Origin of the sequence: Streptomyces sp. NBC_01216, assembly GCF_035994945.1 — a bacterium.
Taxonomy (GTDB): Bacteria; Actinomycetota; Actinomycetes; order Streptomycetales; family Streptomycetaceae; genus Streptomyces.
Genome location: NZ_CP108677.1, coordinates 4,371,287 through 4,390,034, shown reverse-complemented (window position 1 = coordinate 4,390,034; position 18,748 = coordinate 4,371,287). Strand labels below are relative to the sequence as shown.

The 18,748-nt window shown below is 71.9% G+C and carries 17 protein-coding genes; 7 read left to right on the top strand and 10 right to left on the bottom strand.

What is annotated here, in order from left to right:
• Nucleotides 1-14 precede the first annotated feature (14 nt).
• Nucleotides 15-989 carry a ribose-phosphate diphosphokinase gene (locus OG393_RS19535; RefSeq protein ID WP_327375960.1) on the top strand — a complete coding sequence of 325 codons (975 nt, stop codon included), beginning with the start codon at nucleotides 15-17 and terminating at the stop codon, nucleotides 987-989.
• Nucleotides 990-1,102: 113 nt separating this feature from the next.
• Here OG393_RS19535 and OG393_RS19530 read toward each other — a convergent pair whose 3' ends face one another.
• Together OG393_RS19530 and OG393_RS19525 are read right to left on the bottom strand one after the other, a co-directional pair.
• Complete coding sequence (locus OG393_RS19530; RefSeq protein ID WP_327375959.1) at nucleotides 1,103-2,008, bottom strand: serine hydrolase; 906 nt, start codon at nucleotides 2,006-2,008, stop codon at nucleotides 1,103-1,105.
• Nucleotides 2,005-2,952, bottom strand: coding sequence for a LysR family transcriptional regulator (locus OG393_RS19525; protein WP_327375958.1), 948 nt, complete (start codon nucleotides 2,950-2,952; stop codon nucleotides 2,005-2,007). The genes OG393_RS19530 and OG393_RS19525 overlap by 4 nt, the downstream gene beginning before the upstream one ends.
• Before the next feature lie 252 nt (nucleotides 2,953-3,204).
• Between OG393_RS19525 and OG393_RS19520 the strand changes: the two genes are divergently transcribed.
• From OG393_RS19520 to OG393_RS19510, 3 genes are all read left to right on the top strand, one after another.
• Complete coding sequence (locus tag OG393_RS19520) at nucleotides 3,205-3,795, top strand: 50S ribosomal protein L25/general stress protein Ctc (protein WP_327375957.1); 591 nt, start codon at nucleotides 3,205-3,207, stop codon at nucleotides 3,793-3,795.
• Between the two features lie 95 nt (nucleotides 3,796-3,890).
• On the top strand, nucleotides 3,891-4,487 hold the full coding sequence (gene pth, locus OG393_RS19515) for an aminoacyl-tRNA hydrolase (RefSeq protein WP_327375956.1): 597 nt from the start codon (nucleotides 3,891-3,893) through the stop codon (nucleotides 4,485-4,487).
• Between the two features lie 39 nt (nucleotides 4,488-4,526).
• A complete protein-coding gene (locus OG393_RS19510; protein ID WP_327375955.1) occupies nucleotides 4,527-4,970 on the top strand; it encodes a hypothetical protein in 444 nt (147 codons plus the stop codon).
• 327 nt (nucleotides 4,971-5,297) lie between these two features.
• Here the strand turns inward: OG393_RS19510 and ppc are convergent, their stop codons facing one another.
• On the bottom strand, nucleotides 5,298-8,027 hold the full coding sequence (ppc, locus tag OG393_RS19505) for a phosphoenolpyruvate carboxylase (protein ID WP_327375954.1): 2,730 nt from the start codon (nucleotides 8,025-8,027) through the stop codon (nucleotides 5,298-5,300).
• Nucleotides 8,028-8,262: 235 nt separating this feature from the next.
• Between ppc and OG393_RS19500 the strand changes: the two genes are divergently transcribed.
• Nucleotides 8,263-9,246, top strand: a complete 984-nt coding sequence (locus OG393_RS19500; protein ID WP_327375953.1) for an acyl-CoA desaturase — start codon at nucleotides 8,263-8,265, stop codon at nucleotides 9,244-9,246.
• Complete coding sequence (locus OG393_RS19495; protein WP_327375952.1) at nucleotides 9,243-9,929, top strand: TetR/AcrR family transcriptional regulator; 687 nt, start codon at nucleotides 9,243-9,245, stop codon at nucleotides 9,927-9,929. The genes OG393_RS19500 and OG393_RS19495 overlap by 4 nt, the downstream gene beginning before the upstream one ends.
• 128 nt (nucleotides 9,930-10,057) lie before the next feature.
• Here the strand turns inward: OG393_RS19495 and OG393_RS19490 are convergent, their stop codons facing one another.
• Complete coding sequence (locus OG393_RS19490; RefSeq protein ID WP_327375951.1) at nucleotides 10,058-10,900, bottom strand: trans-aconitate 2-methyltransferase; 843 nt, start codon at nucleotides 10,898-10,900, stop codon at nucleotides 10,058-10,060.
• A 132-nt stretch (nucleotides 10,901-11,032) separates the two neighbouring features.
• Here OG393_RS19490 and OG393_RS19485 point away from each other — a divergent pair, with 132 nt between their 5' ends.
• Nucleotides 11,033-11,530, top strand: a complete 498-nt coding sequence (locus OG393_RS19485) for a MarR family winged helix-turn-helix transcriptional regulator (RefSeq protein ID WP_327375950.1) — start codon at nucleotides 11,033-11,035, stop codon at nucleotides 11,528-11,530.
• Here the strand turns inward: OG393_RS19485 and OG393_RS19480 are convergent.
• From OG393_RS19480 to OG393_RS19455, 6 genes are all read right to left on the bottom strand, one after another.
• Entirely contained in the window at nucleotides 11,489-12,253 is a 765-nt protein-coding gene (locus OG393_RS19480) for a response regulator transcription factor (RefSeq protein WP_327378478.1), read from the bottom strand. The two genes, OG393_RS19485 and OG393_RS19480, sit on opposite strands and share 42 nt — an antisense overlap.
• Before the next feature lie 270 nt (nucleotides 12,254-12,523).
• Nucleotides 12,524-13,663: a galactokinase gene (gene galK, locus OG393_RS19475; protein WP_327375949.1), complete on the bottom strand. Its 1,140-nt coding sequence runs from the start codon at nucleotides 13,661-13,663 to the stop codon at nucleotides 12,524-12,526.
• Entirely contained in the window at nucleotides 13,660-14,628 is a 969-nt protein-coding gene (gene galE / locus OG393_RS19470; RefSeq protein WP_327375948.1) for a UDP-glucose 4-epimerase GalE, read from the bottom strand. The genes galK and galE overlap by 4 nt, the downstream gene beginning before the upstream one ends.
• Nucleotides 14,625-15,668, bottom strand: coding sequence for a galactose-1-phosphate uridylyltransferase (gene galT / locus OG393_RS19465; protein ID WP_327375947.1), 1,044 nt, complete (start codon nucleotides 15,666-15,668; stop codon nucleotides 14,625-14,627). The genes galE and galT overlap by 4 nt, the downstream gene beginning before the upstream one ends.
• A 262-nt stretch (nucleotides 15,669-15,930) precedes the next feature.
• Nucleotides 15,931-16,620 carry a helix-turn-helix transcriptional regulator gene (locus tag OG393_RS19460; RefSeq protein ID WP_327375946.1) on the bottom strand — a complete coding sequence of 230 codons (690 nt, stop codon included), beginning with the start codon at nucleotides 16,618-16,620 and terminating at the stop codon, nucleotides 15,931-15,933.
• 268 nt (nucleotides 16,621-16,888) lie between these two features.
• A complete protein-coding gene (locus OG393_RS19455) occupies nucleotides 16,889-18,739 on the bottom strand; it encodes an outer membrane protein assembly factor BamB family protein (RefSeq protein WP_327375945.1) in 1,851 nt (616 codons plus the stop codon).
• Nucleotides 18,740-18,748: the final 9 nt, after the last annotated feature.

Genomic DNA, 18,748 nt, shown 5'->3' with positions numbered 1-18,748 from the left:
GAGGAGACAGTGCTGTGACCGGGATCAAGACGACCGGCGAGAAGAAGCTGATGCTCTTCTCCGGCCGCGCCCACCCCGAGCTGGCCGAGGAGGTCGCGCACCAGCTGGGTGTCGGCCTCGTGCCGACCAAGGCTTTCGACTTCGCCAACGGCGAGATCTACGTCCGCTTCCAGGAGTCGGCGCGCGGCGCGGACTGCTTCCTGATCCAGAGCCACACGGCTCCGATCAACAAGTGGATCATGGAGCAGCTCATCATGCTGGACGCCCTGAAGCGGGCGTCCGCGCGCAGCATCACCGTGATCATCCCCTCGTACGGGTACGCCCGTCAGGACAAGAAGCACCGCGGCCGTGAGCCGATCTCGGCCCGTCTGATCGCGGACCTGCTGAAGACGGCGGGCGCGGACCGGATTCTGACGGTGGACCTGCACACCGACCAGATCCAGGGCTTCTTCGACGGCCCGGTGGACCACCTGTCGGCGCTGCCGGTGCTGGCGGACTACGTGGGTGCGAAGGTCGACCGGGACAAGCTGACGATCGTGTCCCCGGACGCGGGCCGGGTGCGGGTGGCCGACCGCTGGTGCGACCGTCTGGACGCACCGCTGGCGATCGTGCACAAGCGCCGTGACAAGGACGTCGCCAACCAGGTGACGGTGCACGAGGTCGTCGGTGACGTGAAGGGCCGGGTGTGCGTCCTGGTCGACGACATGATCGACACGGGTGGCACGATCTGCGCCGCGGCCGAGGCGCTGTTCGCGCACGGCGCGGAGGACGTGATCGTGACGGCGACGCACGGCATCCTGTCCGGGCCGGCGGCGGACCGTCTGAAGAACTCCAAGGTGAGCGAGTTCGTGTTCACGGACACGCTGCCGGACCCGAGTGCTCTGGAGCTGGACAAGATCACGGTGCTGTCGATCGCTCCGACGATCGCGCGCGCCGTGCGTGAGGTGTTCGAGGACGGTTCGGTGACGAGCCTTTTCGAGGAGCACTGAGCCTCGGGCGATTCCGGGGCAGGCCGCTTTCCTTCGGGGAGGCGGCCTTTCTCGTGCCCGCGGGTCCGCTCAGAGCCCGTCGGCCTGTCGGGTGACCTTCGACGGACAGGCCCTCAGGCGCGCAGGGCGTCGACGGCGATCCGGGCGGCGTGGCCGATGGCGGCGTCGGCCGCGGGCAGGGTGACGGTGGTCGTGGCGGCGCGGGTGAAGACGGCGACGGCGTACCGGCCGCCGTCGGGGTATTCGACGACGCCGGCCTCGTGGCGCAGGGTGGGCAGGGTGCCGGTCTTGCCACTGACGCGTACGTCGTCGAAGGGGAATCCGGCGGCGAGGCGGTGGCTCCACGCCTGGAGTCCGAGGAGGGCGCGCAGTTCCTCGCCGTAGCCGCCGGCACAGACCTCGTCGCGCCAGACGGCGGTGAGCAGGGCGGCGGTCTCGCGGGGGGTGGAGTGGTTGGTGTGTCGGGGGTCGAGGGCACGGAGCCGGCCGACGGCCGCGGGGTCGGTGAGGGCGGCGGGACCTGGTCCGGCGTCCTCGCGGAGGGTGGCGTAGAGCCGGCGCATGGTCTGCACGGCGATGGTGCCCGTCAGGCCGAGGCGGCGCATGCAGGCGTTGACGGTGTCGAGGCCCAGTGTGTCGAAGAGGAGGTCGGCCGCGGTGTTGTCGCTGACGGCGATGGCGAGGGAGGCGAGGTCGCGCAGCGAGAGGCGGGCCGCGTCGCGCATGACGGCGAGTCCGGTGGAGCCGGGTGAGCGGCCTTCGGCGGGGATGTCGAGGGGGTGACCGAGGTCGACGCGGCCGTGTGCGGCCTCGTGATACAGGGTGGCCACGAGGCACAGCTTGTGGACGCTGGCGGTGGGTGTGGGGGTGTCGGCGGCGACGGCGCAACCGGCACCGGTGTCGATGTCGGTGGCGTAGAGCTGTCCGGTGACCCCGGCGTCGGTGAAGGCGGCCGTGATCCGGTCGTGGACGGCGGGGGTGCACCCGGGGCCGGAGGGCGCGGTGGGCTCGGGCGTCACAGGGGGAACTCCGATGCGGGGCGGGGGAAGACCATCCGGGGGGTGGCCGCGGTGAGCATGCCGGCGTGGTCGCGCAGGGTCTGGTGGACGGTGTCGGCGAAGAGCCGGAGGGCGGGTCCGTCGCGGCCCTGGGGCCAGGCCGTGGAAGTGCGCCAGGCGAGGGGGTTGCCGCGGAGGGGACGCCAGAGGGTGCCGGTCCCTGCGGGGGTCCGGGGGACGAGGGCGACGGCACGGCCGGAGAGGACGAGGCCGTGCAGGAAGTCGGCTCCGGCGGCTTCCTGCACGGTGCCCGGGGTGCAGCCGTGCCGGGCGGCGGCGGTGAGGGTCTCGTCGTGCAGGGCGGGCGCCTCGGCCCGGGGGAAGAGGACGAGGTCACGGCCAGTGAGCGCGGCGGTGGGGATCTCGGGGAGGGCGGCGAGGGGATCGGTGCCGGCGAGGAGGACGCCGAGGGGCTGGTGGAGGACGGGGCCGAAGGCGAGTCCCGGGGCGGGGCAGGGATGGCGGACGACACCGGCGTCGAGCGTGCCGGCGGTGAGTTCGGCGGCCTGTTCGGCGCTGGTGAGTTCGCGCAGCGCGAGGTCGCCGCCGGGCGACCGGTCGCGGAAGGCGATGAGGAGGGCGCCGACGGCGGTGGCGCCGAGGTGGGGCGGCACGGCCGCCCGGAGGGTGCCGGCCTGGCCGTCGTGGACGCGTGCGACGACGGCGGTGAGCCGGTCGGCGGCGGCGAGAAGGTGTTCGGTCTCGGTGAGGACGAGGCGGCCGGCGGGTGTGAGGGTGGTGCCGCGGCTGTCGCGGTCGAGGAGGCGGACGCCGAATTCGCGTTCGAGGCGCCGGATGCGCTGGGAGAGGGAGGGCTGGGCCATGCGCAGGCGTTCGGCGGCGCGTCCGAAGTGCTGTTCCTCTGCGACGGTCCGGAAGTACCGCAGGTGCAGGAGCAGGTCCATGGGCGGCAAGGATAGGTGCGCCGGGCTCCCGCCCAGTGGTGCGGGTGCGGGGCGGTACGGGCCCTGCGGGGGTGCCGGGGAGATCCGATTGGGTCGCCGGGGGCGCACCGAGTAGACTGCCGTCGTTGCTCGGCGAGGGAGGCCGTACCCGGTGTGGTGCGGCGGTCCGTTATCGACGCGCTCTTCGTAGCAGGCCATCGCCAGTCGTGGCCGGGTGACAGTCGTCCCGTCACCACATTACGAGGAGTGCACATGTCCGAGGTCAAGATCGCCGCGAGCCTCCGCTCGGAGTTCGGCAAGGGCGCCGCCCGCAGGATCCGCCGTGACAGCAAGGTTCCGGGTGTCCTGTACGGCCACGGTTCGGACCCGGTCCACATCACCCTGCCGGGCCACGAGCTGCTGCTCGCCCTGCGTACGCCGAACGTCCTGCTGGCGCTGGACATCGAGGGCCGCGACGAGCTCGCGATCCCGAAGGCCGTGCAGCGCGACCCGCTGAAGGGCTTCCTCGAGCACGTCGACCTGCTCCTCGTGAAGCGCGGCGAGACGGTCACGGTCGAGATTCCGGTCCACGCCGAGGGCGAGCTGGCCGCCGGTGGCAACCTGCTGGAGCACGTCCTCAACACGCTGTCCGTCGAGGCCGAGGCCACCCACATCCCCGAGGCCGTCACGGTCTCCGTGGAGGGCCTGGAGGCCGGCGCCTCCATCCTCGCCAAGGACATCACCCTGCCGAAGGGCGTCGCCCTGGCGACCGACGCCGACGCCGTCGTGCTGCAGATCCTGGCCGCGCAGGCCGAGGAGCCGTCCGCCGAGGCCGAGACCGCGGCCGAGGGCGCCGAGGCCTGAGAGCCTGTCGGGTGACGGGGTGACGGGCCGCAGGGTCCGCCACCCCGTTTCTTTCTGCACGCACGCGAGTACCCACACGAGGAGACGTGACGCACATGACGGACGACGCGAACGCCCCCTGGCTGATCGTCGGACTCGGCAACCCGGGCCCCGAGTACGCCGCCAACCGGCACAACGTGGGCTTCATGGTCGCGGACCTGCTGGCCGAGCGGATCGGTGGGAAGTTCAAGCGGGCGCAGAAGGCACAGGCGCAGGTGGTCGAGGGCCGGATGGGGCCGATCGGTCCGGCGAACCGCCGGGTGGTCCTCGCGAAGCCGATGTCGTACATGAATCTCTCCGGCGGACCGGTCACGGCGCTGCGCGACTTCTACAAGGTGCCGACGGCGCACGTCGTGGCGATCCACGACGAGCTGGACATCGACTACGGCGTGCTGCGCCTGAAGATCGGCGGGGGCGACAACGGCCACAACGGCCTGAAGTCGATGACGAAGTCCATGGGTGCCGAGTACCACCGGGTGCGGTTCGGGATCGGGCGTCCGCCCGGCCGGATGCAGGTCGCCGACTTCGTGCTGAAGGACTTCTCCTCGGGCGAGCGCAAGGAACTCGACTATTTCGTGGACCGGGCGGCCGACGCGGTCGAGTGCCTGGTGGCGGAAGGTCTGGAGCGGGCGCAGTCGGCCTACAACTCCTGACCGACACGCCGAATCAGTACGACTGTACGATCGCGGGTCATGACGCATGCCCGTAACGCCGCCCTGGCACTGGTCGCCCTGCTGCTCGTCGTCGCGGGTGCCTGGTCCTCCTGGGGGACCGCCCAGCACGTCCTGCTGTCCAAGGGCCGTGAACACGGCACTCTGACGGTGACCGGCTGCGACGAGAAGACGTGCAGCGGCCGGTACGTGCCGGAGGACCCGGCGCAGCCGCACCCTTCCCTGACGATCGCGCACTCGGTCGCGGCGTCCCGGGGACAGACGCTGCCGGTGGTGGTGAAGCCGGGGACGCAGGAGGCGGTGCGGGCCGGCTGGGGCGGCGGGCTGCACGCCTGGCTGCCGTTGGGCGGAGCGCTGTTGCTGGCGGCGCCGCTCGTAGGGGGCGGTCTGCGGATGACGCGTACCGCCTGGGCTCTGGCGGGGACGGGGGGCGCGCTGCTGCTGGCGGCCTTCTTCGCGCTCTGACCTGTTCAGGACAGACTGACGCGTTCCCGTGGGATCGCTATCGACCAGTGGGTTCGGAGTGGCTCGATGGTGTGTCCAAGCTGCCGTCGCCACTCCCCACGGCCCCCCTCATCCCAGCTGAACGACTGCGCATGCGACGATCCTTCATCCCCGCGGCCGCGCTCGTCGCCGCCATGGCGGGCTCTCTCGACCTCGCTCCGGCCGCCTCCGCCGCTGGCGACCCTGATCATCCGACCCTGCGACGGAAGCTCCCGCTGACGGCGGCGGAGTTCGAGAACGAGGGTGCCCCCGCCGGGCCGGCGGGGACACCCTCGTACGTTCCGGGGATCAGCCGGTGTTGCGCAGGCCGGCCGCCACACCGTTCACCGTGAGCAGCAGCGCGCGGGACAGCAGCGGGTCCGCCGGCTCGTTCCGCTCGGCCGCCTCGCGCTGGCGGGCCAGCAGGGCCACCTGGAGGTAGGAGATGGGGTCCAGGTAGGCGTCACGGATGGCGAAGGTCTGCTGGAGCTCCGGGTTGGAGTCGAGCAGCTGCTGTCCGCCCGTCACCTTCAGGACCTCGGCGACGGTCAGCGCGTGCTCGGCCTCGATCACGTCGAAGACGTGCTTCAGCTCCTGCGGGACCAGGGTGTCGACGTAGTGGCGGGCGATCCGCAGGTCCGTCTTGGCCAGCGTCATCTCGACGTTGGAGAGGAAGTTGCGGAAGAAGTGCCACTTCTCGTACATCTCGCCGAGCACCGGGTCGAGGCCGGCCTCGCGCAGGGCCTTGAGGCCCGAGCCGACGCCGAACCAGCCGGGGACGATCTGGCGGGACTGGGTCCAGCCGAACACCCACGGGATGGCCCGCAGTCCGTCGAGGCCGGCGCCGCTGTCCGGGCGCCGCGAGGGCCGGGAGCCGAGGTGCAGGTCGGCCAACTGGTCGACCGGTGTGGCGGCGAAGAAGTACGCGGGCAGGTCCGGGTCCTCGACCAGCGCCCGGTAGGCGGTGTGGGCGGCGTCCGAGACCGTGTCCATGGCCGCGTCCCAGCGGGACAACGACTCGTCGGACTGCCGGGGCGCGGTGTGCAGGGCGGATGCCTGGAGCGTCGCCGCGACGGTCAGTTCGAGGTTCTCGCGGGCCAGCGACGGGATGAGGTACTTGTCGGAGATGACCTCGCCCTGCTCGGTCACCTTGATCTCGCCCTCCAGGGTTCCCCAGGGCTGGGCGAGGATCGCGTCGTGCGAGGGGCCGCCGCCGCGGCCGACGGTTCCGCCACGGCCGTGGAAGAGCCGCAGGCGGACGCCGTAGCGGTGGGCGACGTCGCGCAGCCGACGCTGGGCGCGGTGGATCTCCCACTGCGAGGTGGTGATGCCGCCGAACTTGGAGGAGTCGGAGTAGCCGAGCATGACCTCCTGGACGTCTCCGCGAAGGGAGACGAGCCGGCGGTAGGACGGGTCGGCGAGCATGCCGTCGAGGATGACGTCGGCGGCCTTGAGCTCGTCGGTGGTCTCCAGGAGCGGCACGATGCCGATCTTGGCCCAGCCGGCGTGCAGGTCGATCAGTCCGGCCTCGCGGGCGAGGACGGCGGCGGCGAAGACGTCGTCGGCCCCCTGGCACATCGAGATGATGTACGACTCGATGACCTCGGGGCCGAAACGCTCGAAGGCTTCCTTGATGGTGTGGAAGACACCCAGGGTCTTCTCGCCCGCGGCGTCCAGTGGGGCGGGCGTGGGCGCGAGCGGCCGGCGGGAGCGCAGTTCCTTGGCGAGCAGCTTCTGCCGGTAGTCACGCGGCATGTCCGCGTACCGCCAGGACTCCTCGCCGAGGCGGTCGAAGAGCTGGCCGAGCGCGTGGTGGTGCGCGTCGGCGTGTTCCCGGACGTCCATGGTGGCGAGCTGGAGGCCGAAGGCGGCCAGGGTGCGGATGGTGCGGTCCATCCGGCCGTCGGCGAACAGGCCGCCGCGGTGCGCGCGCAGCGACTCCTGGATCAGGGCGAGGTCGTGGACCAGCTCGGAGGTGCCGAGGTAGTCGCGGCCTTCCTGGTGGGTGGTGCCCTTGGCGAGGCGCTCGCGGGTGTTGACGAGCTTCTGGCGGACGCAGGTCGCCTTGAGCCGGTAGGGCTCCTCGGCGTTGAGGCGCTTGTAGCGGGGGCTGATCTCGGGCAGCCGCTCCAGGTCGGCCTGGAGGGAGGTGAGGAGTTCCTCGGTGGCCCCCGCGTAGCGGATCGAGTTGGAGAGGAATCCGCGCAGCTCGTCGATCAGGTCGAGGGCGTCGTTGATGCCGTGCTCGTGCTGGAGGATGAGCACCTCCCAGGTCACCGCGGGGGTGACGTTGGGGTTGCCGTCGCGGTCGCCGCCGATCCAGGTACCGAAGGTGAGCGGGCGGGTGCCGGCGGGCAGCTCGATGCCCACGCGTTCGAGCTCTGCGGCGAGGTCCTCCAGGACGTCGCCGACGGCGCCGGCGTGCAGCTCGTCGAGGTAGTAGATGGCGTTGCGTGCCTCGTCGGCGGGCTCGGGCCGGACGACCCGGAGTTCGTCGGTCTGCCAGATGAGGTCGATGCTCTCGGCGAGGCGCAGGTCGTGACGGCGCCGGTCGGAGGCGATGACCGGGGTCTCCAGGAGGGCGGCGACGCGGCGCAGCTTGTTGAGGACGGAGCGGCGGGCCGCCTCGGTCGGGTGCGCGGTGAAGACGGGCCGTACGTTGAGGTTCCGCACCGTGGCGCGGACGTGCTCGGGGTCGCCGTCCTTGAGCATGTCGGCGGTCCGGGCGATCAGGCCGCCGTCGGCGGCGCGCTTCTCTCGCATCTCGCGGCCACGGTGGACCTGCTCGGTGACGTTCGCCAGATGGAAGTAGGTGGAGAACGCGCGTACGAGCTTGGCCGCGGTCTCGAGGTCGGTGTCACCAAGCAGCTCGGCGGCGGCTTCGCCGTCCTCACGGGTGAGCCGGCGAACCTTCTCGACGAGTTCGAGAAGCTCGGGTCCTTCCTGGCGGACGAGGGTCTCGCCCAGCAGGTCACCCAGTCGGCGGATGTCGGAACGCAGCTCGGCGCTGGCGGTGGGGGTCTGGTCGGCACTGCTCACAGGTGCGGCTCCTTGCAGTGTTTGGGCACGTCTGGAGGGGAACTGGAGGCTTGCGGACCGCGCTGTCCGACGCACCCAGGATAGGTGTCCCGTTCAGAGACGCCTCGCATGCCCCTCCTTGCGCCCTCTTGCCGCGCGGCATCGCGCTGCCATACTTACGTCGCCGTAGGTTACGGAGGCGTAGCCACGCGCCCCTTTCTCTCCCTTTTCATCCCTTCACCCCCAGGGGACCCCCATGACCACAACCCCCGAGGTGACCTCGCAACCCGAGGCGCGGGTCACCGATCCGGATCTACCCTCCGCCACGCTCGGCGGTGACAGCAAGCGGTCGATCGAGCAGATCATGCTGCTGCTGTTCATCACGGTCCCGTTCCTGGCGCTGCTCGCGGCGGTGCCGCTGGCCTGGGGCTGGGGACTGAGCTGGCTCGATCTGGGGCTGCTGGTGGCGATGTACTACATCGGCTGCCACGGCATCACGATCGGCTTCCACCGGTACTTCACGCACGGCTCCTTCAAGGCGAAACGTCCGCTGCGCATCGCGCTGGCGGTCATGGGTTCGCTGGCCGTGGAGGGACCGCTGGTGCGCTGGGTGGCGGACCACCGCAAGCACCACAAGTTCTCCGACGCCGACGGCGACCCGCATTCGCCGTGGCGGTTCGGCGAGACGGTCCCGGCCCTGATGAAGGGCCTGTGGTGGGCGCACATCGGCTGGATGTTCGACGAGGAGCAGACGCCCCAGCACAAGTACGCGCCGGACCTGATCAAGGATCCTGCGCTCCGGGCGGTCTCCCGCCAGTTCGTCCTCTGGACGGTGGTGTCGCTGGCGATTCCGCCGCTGGTGGGCGGTCTGGTCACGATGTCGTGGTGGGGTGCGTTCACCGCCTTCTTCTGGGGCTCGCTGGTGCGGGTGGCCCTGCTGCACCACGTGACCTGGTCGATCAACTCGATCTGCCACGCCGTCGGCAAGCGGCCCTTCAAGTCGCGTGACCGCTCGGGCAACGTCTGGTGGCTGGCGGTGCTGTCCTGCGGCGAGTCCTGGCACAACCTGCACCACGCGGACCCGACGTCGGCGCGGCACGGGGTGCTGCGCGGCCAGGTCGACTCCAGCGCCCGCCTGATCCGCTGGTTCGAGCAGCTCGGCTGGGCCTACGACGTGCGCTGGCCGAACGCGTCCCGGATCGAGGCCCGCCGCCAGGACAGGGCCACGAAAGCGGCATGATGGAGGACGTGGCGATCGATGGCAGTACGACTACCGGCAGCAGTGGACCGGGTAAGCCCCGCAGGGGTCGCAGGGTCCGCATGACGGGGGCGGAGCGCCGGGAACAGCTGCTGGACATCGGCCGCGCGCTCTTCGCCGAGAAGGGCTTCGAGGGCACGTCGGTGGAGGAGATCGCGGCGAAGGCCGGGGTGTCCAAGCCGGTGGTGTACGAGCACTTCGGCGGCAAGGAAGGGCTGTACGCGGTCGTGGTGGACCGGGAGATGCGCCAGCTCCTCGACGGGGTGACGGGCGCGCTGACGGCCGGGCACCCGCGCGAACTGCTGGAACAGGCGGCGTTCGCCCTCCTGGACTACATCGAGAACTACACGGACGGCTTCCGGATCCTGGTACGCGACTCTCCGGTGGCACAGTCGACCGGCACGTTCGCGTCGCTGATCAGCGACATCGCCACCCAGGTCGAGGACATCCTGGGCCTGGAGTTCAAGAACCGCGGTTTCGACCCGAAGCTCGCGCCGCTGTACGCGCAGGCGCTGGTCGGCAGCGTGGCGCTGACCGGGCAGTGGTGGCTGGACGTGCGCAGGCCGAAGAAGGCGGAGGTCGCGGCGCACCTGGTGAACCTGGCCTGGCACGGTCTGGACGGCCTGGAGCAGAAGCCCCGCCTGATAGGCCACCGCAAGAGCTGAGAGCCGGACGGGGGTGCCGCGGACGCGGCGCCCCCGTCCGGCCTGTCACCGCGGCGGAGCCGGGAACAGGCGGAGCCGACCGGCCCGGTACGACGGCGTGAACCGGGCAGGTCGGACGGCGGTGCGCGTCACAGCCTCTTCGTGGCGACGGCGAAGATACGGCGGAACGGGAAGACCGTGCCGTGCGGGCCTGGCGGGTAGGCCGCGTGCAGCAGGTCGCGGTAGGCGGCGAGGAAGGCGTCCGTCGCCTGCGGGTCGCCTTCGAGCGCGGTCAGGACAGGTCGCAGCGCGGTGCCCTTGACCCAGTCGAGGATCGGGTCCTCGCCCGGCAGGAGCTGCGAGTACACGGTCTCCCAGACGTCGGTCGCGCAGCCGAGGTCGGCGAGCCGCCGGAGATAGTCGGCCGGGTCCAGGACGTGGACGAAGCGGCGGCCCTGCCCGGCGAGGCGTTCCCGCCACTGCGGTGCGTCACAGAGCTCCCCGAGCAGGGCGTGGCTGGGCGAGGTGAAGTTGCCGGGGACCTGGAAGGCGAGCGTGCCGCCGGGCGTCAGCCCCTCGACCCAGGGAGCGAAGGACTCGGGATGGCCGGGTACCCACTGCAGGGCCGCGTTCGAGACGATCAGGTCGTAGGGCTCGTCGGGACTCCAGTGCGCGGCGTCGGCGGGACGGAAGTCGAGCCATCCGCCGCCGGCGGTGGTCCCCGCGTAGTCCTTCTCGGCACGCTCAAGCATGTCGGCGGACAGGTCGAAGCCGGTGATGTGGGCGTCGGGCCAGCGGTCGGCGAGCAGGGCGGTCACGTTGCCCGGACCGCAGCCCAGGTCGGCGATCCGGGCGGGCCGGCCCTCGGTGGGCAGGTGCGGGATGCGGGCGAGCAGGTCGAGGAACGGACGGGCGCGCAGGCCGGCGTGGCGAAGGTACTGCTGGGGATCCCATATCGGTGCGGCAGAAGCAGAAGTTGGTGCGGAATGCATGTTCGAGCCCCCTTGCTGGAACGAGCTACCGAAGCGGAACGGTGGTCCGGCCCCGGTCCTTCCCCATAGTCCAGGCGAATATATCTTGATGTCAAGAGACTTTATGTCAACAGACCCTCTACACTGATCGTCATGGAGGACGAGGTCGACCGACTGGTCGCTGCATGGCGCCGCGAGCGCCCGGACCTCGACGTGGAACCGCTCGAGGTGCTGAGCCGCGTCTCGCGGCTCGCCCGGCACCTCGACCGCGCCCGTCGGCTCGCCTTCTCCGAGCACCAGCTGGAGCCCTGGGAGTTCGACGTCCTCACGTCGCTGCGCCGCGCCGGCGCCCCCTACCAGCTCTCCCCGGGCCAACTGCTCACCCAGACCCTGGTCACCTCGGGCACCATGACCAACCGCATCGACCGGCTCACCAAGAAGGGACTGGTCGAACGGCTCCCCGACCCGAGCGACCGGCGCGGGGTCCTGGTCCGGCTCACCCCCGAGGGCCGTGACCGGGCCGACCAGGCGCTCGCCGGACTGCTCGCCCAGGAGCGGGCCATCCTCGCCCAGCTCTCCCGGGGCCAGCGCGGCGAACTGGCAGCCCTGCTACGCCAGTTGACCGCCCCGTTCGACAACACCCCCGGCTAGCTCGGCCGGACCCACACCCGCCCGGCGCGCCAGCGCCACGGCGGCCAGCGTGGAGTGCACACCGAGCTTCCCGAGCACGTTCTGCATGTGCGTGCGGACGGTGTGCGGCGACAGGAACAGACGCTCGGCGACCGCCTTGCGCCCCAGGCCGGCCACCATGCAGCGCAGCACCTCCCGCTCGCGCGGGGTCAGCGACTCCACGAGCCGCTCGCTCTCGGTGCGGTGCTTGCGGGCCGCCGTCAGCTCCCGCAGCACCCCGGTCAGCAGCGCGGGCGGCAGATGGGTCTCGTCCCTCAGGACCCCGCGGATCACGGCGAGGAGCCGCTGCAGCGAGCAGTCCTTGGCCACCCACCCCGAGGCACCGGCCTGGAGGGCGAGAGCGGCCCGGTGCGGGTCGTCCTTCTCGGCGAGCACGATCGAGCGGATGGCCGGCCGGGCCTCGCGGACCCCGGCGACCAGCGAGATGCCGTCCACCACGGCCTCCGCGTCGTCCGGCACCGCGCGGGCGGCCGGGGGCGCCCCGGGAACCGCGCCGAGGTCGGCGTCGACCAGCAGCACGTCGTAGCGTCGCCCCTCGGCGGCGCCACGGTCCAGGCACCGCAGGGCGGCCGGGCCGCTGCCCGCGGCGGAGACGTCGACGTCGGGCTCGGCCGCGAGGGCGGCTGCCAGCGACTCGGCGAAGATGCGGTGGTCGTCCACCACCAGGACCCGGATGCGGACCACGGACACCCCCAAGTGTCGAGGAAAGGACCAACGCGGATACGGCGCCGGGGGCGGGCCCGTCGTACGCGCGGCCGCCGCCGTGCGGTGACTTCTACCCCACCCCGGGCGCCGTACCCTGCTGGTCACGCCCCCTGAACGGCGCCGGCCCCCACCGGCGCTGTGCATCAGAGTACGGGCGGCGCCCGGAGGGGCAAGCCGATTCACAGAAGTGGTCGTCACAGGTGTGACACGTGGGCCACATGGGCCGAATACCGACAGAAGTCGACAGCTTCAGAGGCGTCGGGCGCCGGTGGCGGGGACGGCGGGGAAGACCCGCGGAGTCCTGTACCCGGCCTCGGCGAAGGCCCCCACGACAGCGGCGGCGACCGGTTCCGCCGCGGCCTCCTCGACCAGCACCACCGCCGAGCCCCCGAAGCCGCCGCCCGTCATCCGCGCACCGAGCGCCCCGGCCGCCTCGGCGGCCTCGACGGCGAGATCCAGTTCCGGGCAGGAGACGCGCAGGTCGTCCCGGAGGGACCGGTGCCCCTCACCGAGGACCGGGCCGACGGCCCGGACGTCGCCGGCGTCGAGGAGGGCGACGGTGCGCTCCACCCGGTCGTTGTCGGTGACGACGTGCCGGACATACCGACGAACCGTTTCGTCGGTCAAACGCGCGAGGGAATCGGACAGTTGCGCGGCGCTGACCTCGCGCAGCGCGCATACCCCGAGCGCCCGCGCACCGGCTTCACAGCCGGCGCGCCGCTCCGCGTAAGCGCCGTCCCCGAGTGCGTGCCGCACGCGGGTGTCCACCACCAGCAGCCGCAGACCCATAGCGGCGAGGTCGAAGGGCACCTGCCGGTACGAGAGGTCCCGGGTGTCCAGGAACAGGGCGTGCGCGTCGGCCGCGCACGCCGACACCATCTGGTCCATCACCCCGCAGGGCACCCCGACGAAGGCGTTCTCGGCGCGCTGGGCGGCCACGGCGAGCTCGGGGCGGCTCAGGCCCAGGGAGAACAGGTCGTCGAGGGCGAGGGCGGTGACGACCTCCAGGGCGGCCGAGGAGGACAGCCCGGCGCCCGCCGGGACCGTCGAGGCGAGGTGGACGTCCGCGCCGGTGACCGGGTGCCCCGTCTCACGCAGGGCCCAGGCCACACCGGCCGGATAGGCGGCCCACCCCTCGACGGAGCCCGGTGCGAGCCCCTCGACGGAGAGTGTGACGACTCCGCCGTCGGCGTCCGCCGAATGGAGCCGCAGCACGCCGTCGGTACGGCGCGAGGCGGCGGCCACCGTGGTGTGCGGGAGGGCCAGCGGCAGGACGAGACCCTCGTTGAAGTCGGTGTACTCGCCGATCAGGTTGACTCGTCCCGGAGCCGCCCAGAGTCCCTCCGGGCGCGCTCCGTAGAGGGCCGTGAACTCTCCCGCCACACTCATGCCCGTCCCCGCTCCGTCCTGTTCGCGAACGCCCACGCGTCCCGCACGATGTCCGCCAGGTCCGGGCGGGACGGGTTCCAGCCGAGCCGCTCGCGCGCGGTGTCGGCCGAGGCGACCAGGACGGCCGGGTCACCGGCCCTGCGCGCGGCCGTGACCTCGGGGACCGGGTGACCGGTGACCTTGCGCACGGTCTCGACGACCTCGCGCACCGAGAAGCCGTTCCCGTTGCCGAGATTGCAGATCAGGTGCTCGCCGGAGGTCATGGCACCCAGGGCGAGCAGATGGGCCTCGGCGAGGTCGGCGACGTGGATGTAGTCGCGCACACAGGTGCCGTCGGGCGTCGAGTAGTCGTCGCCGTAGACGTTGATCGCCTCGCGCGTGCCCTGGGCCACCTGCAGGACCAGCGGGATGAGGTGCGACTCGGGGTCGTGGCGCTCGCCGCACTCCCCGTAGGCGCCGGCCACGTTGAAGTACCGCAGGGAGACCGCGGCCAGGCCGTGTGCGGCGCATTCGCCGCTGATCATGTGGTCGACGGCCAGCTTGGTGGCGCCGTACGGGTTGGTCGGCGCGGTCGGCGCGGACTCGGTGATCGGTACGCTCCGCGGCTCCCCGTAGGTGGCGGCCGTCGAGGAGAAGACGAGCCGGCGCACGCCGGCCTCGCGCATGGCGGAGAGCAGCGCCATCGTGCCGCCGACGTTGTTCTCCCAGTACTTCGCCGGGTTCGCCACCGACTCGCCCACCTGCGAGAAGGCGGCGAAGTGCAGGACACCGTCGTAGGAGTGGTCCAGCCACCGGGCCGCGTCCTGGATGCGGCCTTCCACGAAGGCCGCCCCCGACGGGACGCCCTCGCGGAAGCCGGTGGAGAGGTCGTCGAGGACGGTGACCTCGTGGCCCGCTTCCAGCAGGTGCTGCGCGACCGTGCCGCCCACGTAGCCGGCCCCGCCCGTCACCAGATACTTGCTCACTTGCTCGCTACCTCTCGGATTCTGTCGGCCGCGGACTCCGGCGGCACGTCGTTCATGAACGCGTCCATGCCGGACTCGGTGCCCGCGAGGTACTTCAGCTTGTCAGAGGCCCGGCGCACGGTGAAAAGCTCCAGGTGGAGCGCGAACTCCTCCCGCCCGTCGGCCGTGAAGGGCGCCTGGTGCCAGGCGGCGATGTACGGGGTCGGCGGCGCGTCCGGGCCGAAGAGCCGGTCGAAGCGCCGCAGGAGTTCCAGGTAGACGCCCGGGAACTCCGCGCGGGACGCGTCGTCGAGGTCCCGCAGGTCGGGCACCCGACGGACCGGGTAGAGGTGCACCTCGTACGGCCAGTGCGCGGCGTAGGGCACGAAGGCGATCCAGTGCTCACCCGTCAGGACGATCCGTACGCCGTCCGCGCGTTCCCGGACGACGACGTCGTCGAAGAGGTTGCGTCCGGTGCGGGCACGGTGCGCGGCGGCGTTGCCCCGCATGAGAGCGGTCCGGGGCGTGGCGAACGGGAAGGCGTAGATCTGGCCGTGGGGATGTCCGAGCGTGACACCGACCTCGGCGCCGCGGTTCTCGAAGCAGTAGACCTGCTCGATGCCCGGACGCCGGGCGAGCGCGGCGGTGCGGTCGGTCCAGGCGTCGAGGACGAGCGCGGCCCGACCGGGCGTGAGACCGGCGAAGGAGGTGTCGTGGTCGGAGGTGAAGCAGACGACCTCGCAGCGGCCCGACTCGCCGACCAGGGAGGGGAAGCGGTTCTCGAAGACGACGACCTCGTAGTCGGCGGCCGGGATCTCGCTGAGCCGCCCCTCACGGGAGGGGCAGAGCGGGCACGCGTCGGCGGGCGGGTGGAAGGTGCGGCCCTGGCGGTGCGAGGCGACGACGACACTGTCCCCGAGGAGCGCGTCGTGGCGGATCTCGGCACGGGACGAGACCGGCGCGAGCGGACGGGTGTCCACGGCGTCCCGAACCGTGTCGGCACGGGAGTCGTAGTAGATGAGCTCACGTCCGTCGGCCAGGGTGGTGACGGTCTTCTTCACAAGCGCGCCTCCGCCGACAGTCAAACATAATCACACACAAGGAACCATAATCAAACATTCGTGTCAACGTCAACGTCAACGTCACAGCGAAGCACCATGCGCCGCCGGGCCCCCCGGCGCGCGGTGCGTCCCGTCACCGGGCGCCCGGAGCCGACACGGCCCCGACCGGGCGGCGGGCACCGGAGCCGGACGCGGGCGCGGGGGCCGGGCGGCACCGCGGGAAGCCCGCTCCGCGGGAGGGCGGCGGACTCGCGGGACGGCGCTACCGCCGCTCCCCCCGAGGCGCCGGCACGGGCGCGTGGTCCAGCAGACCCGTCCGTGCGGCGAGCGCGGCGGCCTCCAGCCGCGACCCGACGCCCAGCTTCATGAGCACCCGCTGCACATGGGTCCGCGCCGTGCTCGACGCGATCCCCATTCCCGCCGCGATCAGCCGGGTGTCCTCCCCCTCGGCCACCCGGACCAGGACCTCGACCTCGCGCGGGGTGAGCATGCGCAACAGCCGCCGCCCCTCGTCGTCGGGCTGCGCCACTGGGTTCAGCAGCTCCGCGAACGCGCCCTGGAGGAGCTGCGGCGCCACCGCCGCCTCCCCGGCCCGCGCCTTCATCAGGGCCCGTTCGACACCCTCGATCCGCTCGTCGTGCCGGACGTAGCCCGAGGCACCCGCCGCGAACGCCGCCGCGATCCCGCGCGGCGAGGGCACCGGGCCCAGCACGACCACCGCGATCTGGGGCCGCTCCCTCTTGATCCTGACGACCGGGTCGAAGGTACCCGGTTCGGCCGGCGCCGCCGTGCCGAGCAGACACACCTCCGGCGCCCGGCTCACGACCAGCTCCGCCGCGCCCGCGACCGGTGCCGCCGCCGCGAGCACCCTGTGCCCACGCAGCTTCAGCGCCGAGGCGAGCGCCTCGGCAAGCAGACGGTGGTCGTCGACCACCATGAGCCGCACGCCCATCGAGCAACCCCTTATCCCCCTGGAACCGTCCCCCGGTCCCAGCGTCCCTGATGCCCCGGCAAGTTACACGGTCCTCCGGCCCGACGTGCCCCGAACTCCCACGGAAGACCGCCGACAGGCCGAAACCACCCCGGCTGAGGGCAAATTGCCGCGCTTCGGCGACCGGACCGCGTCCGGGTGGGCCTGACCGTCGTCCCTGGGACCCCCGGACGGGTGTGGGCCCCTCCGGTCGCCCGGAGAGGCCCACACCCGAGCGCCGCGCAGGGGATCACGGCGCGGCGCGGAAGGCGACCGCCAGGTACTCCTTGTCGTCCGTCGAGGAGGATTCCCGCGGCTTGCTCAGCAGCGTCTGGGAGACGAAGAACCGGCCGTCCGCGTAGCGGTACTCGGAGCCGTTCTCGGTGAAGCCCGTCTCCGCGTTCCGCACGGCCTTGTCGGACGGGTTCTCCAGCAGCAGCGTCTCCTTGAACGAGGTGCCGTCGATGGAGACGATCCGACCGCCCTTGTCGTACGGCGGCTGCTTGTACGCGATGAGGTTGCCGCCGTCCATGCGCAGCGGCATCAGCGTGTAGCGGTCGCCCGCGTCCGCCTTGCCGCTGCCCATCTTCCCGGTGGCCAGGTCGAAGGAGACGATCTCGTTCGTCTCGTCCCCGTACTCGCCGGTACTGCCGTCGTGCTCCTCGGTCGGCAGGTACAGCCGGCCGTTGCCGACGAGCGCCTGGGTGCAGGACTCGACCTTGGTGGAGCGGCAGCGGGCCGCGTACCGGTCCGCGTCAGCGGTGATCTTGGCCTTCAGCTTGCCGGTCTGCTCGTCGATCGAGAAGAAGTCCGAGATGCCGCTGCCGTCGCCCGCGGTGTCACCGACGTCGGCGGCCACGACCAGCGGCTTGGTGGACACGATCGAGGCGTAGTCGACGCCCTTGGGCATCTTGTACTCCGAGATCGGCGCGCCGGTCGTCGGGTTGATGTTCTGGATCGTGACGGTCTGGGAGCCGTAGGGGCCGCACTTGCGCGCGACGGCCAGGGCCGGACCGCCGCCGTAGCCCATGTCGTAGCAGTTGTCCGTCTTCGTCTGGGGCTTCCAGCGGGGGTTGCCGTTGGCCAGGTCGAAGGCCGCGCCGCCGTCCAGACCGCCGACCGCGACCGTGGAGCCGCTCAGCGTGACCTCGCTGAACCGGGCCTTGCCGTCGCCTGCCGAGCCGCCGGTGACCGAGGTGGACCACACCAGCTTTCCGGTGTCCAGGTCGATGACACCGACCTCGGTGCACTTCTCGTAGTACTTCGGCGGGACGCGCTTGGCCGCCTCGAAGAGGATCGCCGTCCTGTTGTCCGGCGTGACGTGCCGTGAGGCGCCGCAGACCTGGCCGGGGAGCGACAGCGTCCAGAGCGGGGTGCCCTTGTCGAGGTCGTAGCCGACGACCGAGTCGACGCCCGGCTTCACGTACGCCTTGCCGGTGAGCCAGGACCCCGAGACGTCCGTGATGTCCGGGACCTTGGGGACGGGAAGCTGGAACGCCACCTGCGACCGGGTGTTCGCGGGCGGCTTCTCCTTCCCCCCGGCACCCGCACCGGTGGTGCCGCCGGTGCCCTGCGCTCCGCCGGACTCGCCCTTGGCGGTGTCGTTCCGGCCGTTGTCACCGCCGGAGTTCACGTACCAGACGCTGCCGCCGATCAGCAGCACCACGGTGATCACCGCCGCGATGACGATCCACAGCTGGGCGGAGATCCGGCCGCCGGAGGGAGCCGCCGGGCCCTGCGGTCCCGGCTGCGCCTGCGGGTACTGCGGCGGCGCCGGGTACCCGTACGCCGGCGGGGCCTGCTGCGGGTAGCCGTACGGGGGGTACTGCGGCTGCGGCTGTTGCGGGTAGCCGTAGGGCTGCCCCTGCGGCGAGGGCGCCGGGGCGCCGAAGCCGCCCGGCGGGGGGTCCTGGGGCGCGCCGAAGCCGCCCGGCGGGGGGTCCTGGGGCGCGCCGAAACCATCCTGCGGAGCACCGAAACCGCCCGGGGGCGGGCCCTGGGGCACGCCGTGTCCGTCCTGCGGCCCCGGGTCCTGGGGCGCACCGAAACCGCCCGGCGGCGGGCCCGGGGGCTGGTTCGGCGGCGGAGGGGGCTGGGTCATCGGTCTTCG

Bases quoted from the DNA above. Each gene is read 5' to 3' on its own strand.
- OG393_RS19500 (WP_327375953.1), top strand. From the start codon at position 8,263: ATGACCACAACCCCCGAGGTGACCTCGCAACCCGAGGCGCGGGTCACC.
- galK (WP_327375949.1), bottom strand. From the start codon at position 13,663: ATGAGTGTGGCGGGAGAGTTCACGGCCCTCTACGGAGCGCGCCCGGAG.
- OG393_RS19485 (WP_327375950.1), top strand. From the start codon at position 11,033: ATGGAGGACGAGGTCGACCGACTGGTCGCTGCATGGCGCCGCGAGCGC.
- OG393_RS19460 (WP_327375946.1), bottom strand. From the start codon at position 16,620: ATGGGCGTGCGGCTCATGGTGGTCGACGACCACCGTCTGCTTGCCGAG.
- OG393_RS19455 (WP_327375945.1), bottom strand. From the start codon at position 18,739: ATGACCCAGCCCCCTCCGCCGCCGAACCAGCCCCCGGGCCCGCCGCCG.
- OG393_RS19490 (WP_327375951.1), bottom strand. From the start codon at position 10,900: ATGCATTCCGCACCAACTTCTGCTTCTGCCGCACCGATATGGGATCCC.
- OG393_RS19520 (WP_327375957.1), top strand. From the start codon at position 3,205: ATGTCCGAGGTCAAGATCGCCGCGAGCCTCCGCTCGGAGTTCGGCAAG.
- OG393_RS19525 (WP_327375958.1), bottom strand. From the start codon at position 2,952: ATGGACCTGCTCCTGCACCTGCGGTACTTCCGGACCGTCGCAGAGGAA.
- pth (WP_327375956.1), top strand. From the start codon at position 3,891: ATGACGGACGACGCGAACGCCCCCTGGCTGATCGTCGGACTCGGCAAC.
- OG393_RS19510 (WP_327375955.1), top strand. From the start codon at position 4,527: ATGACGCATGCCCGTAACGCCGCCCTGGCACTGGTCGCCCTGCTGCTC.
- OG393_RS19495 (WP_327375952.1), top strand. From the start codon at position 9,243: ATGATGGAGGACGTGGCGATCGATGGCAGTACGACTACCGGCAGCAGT.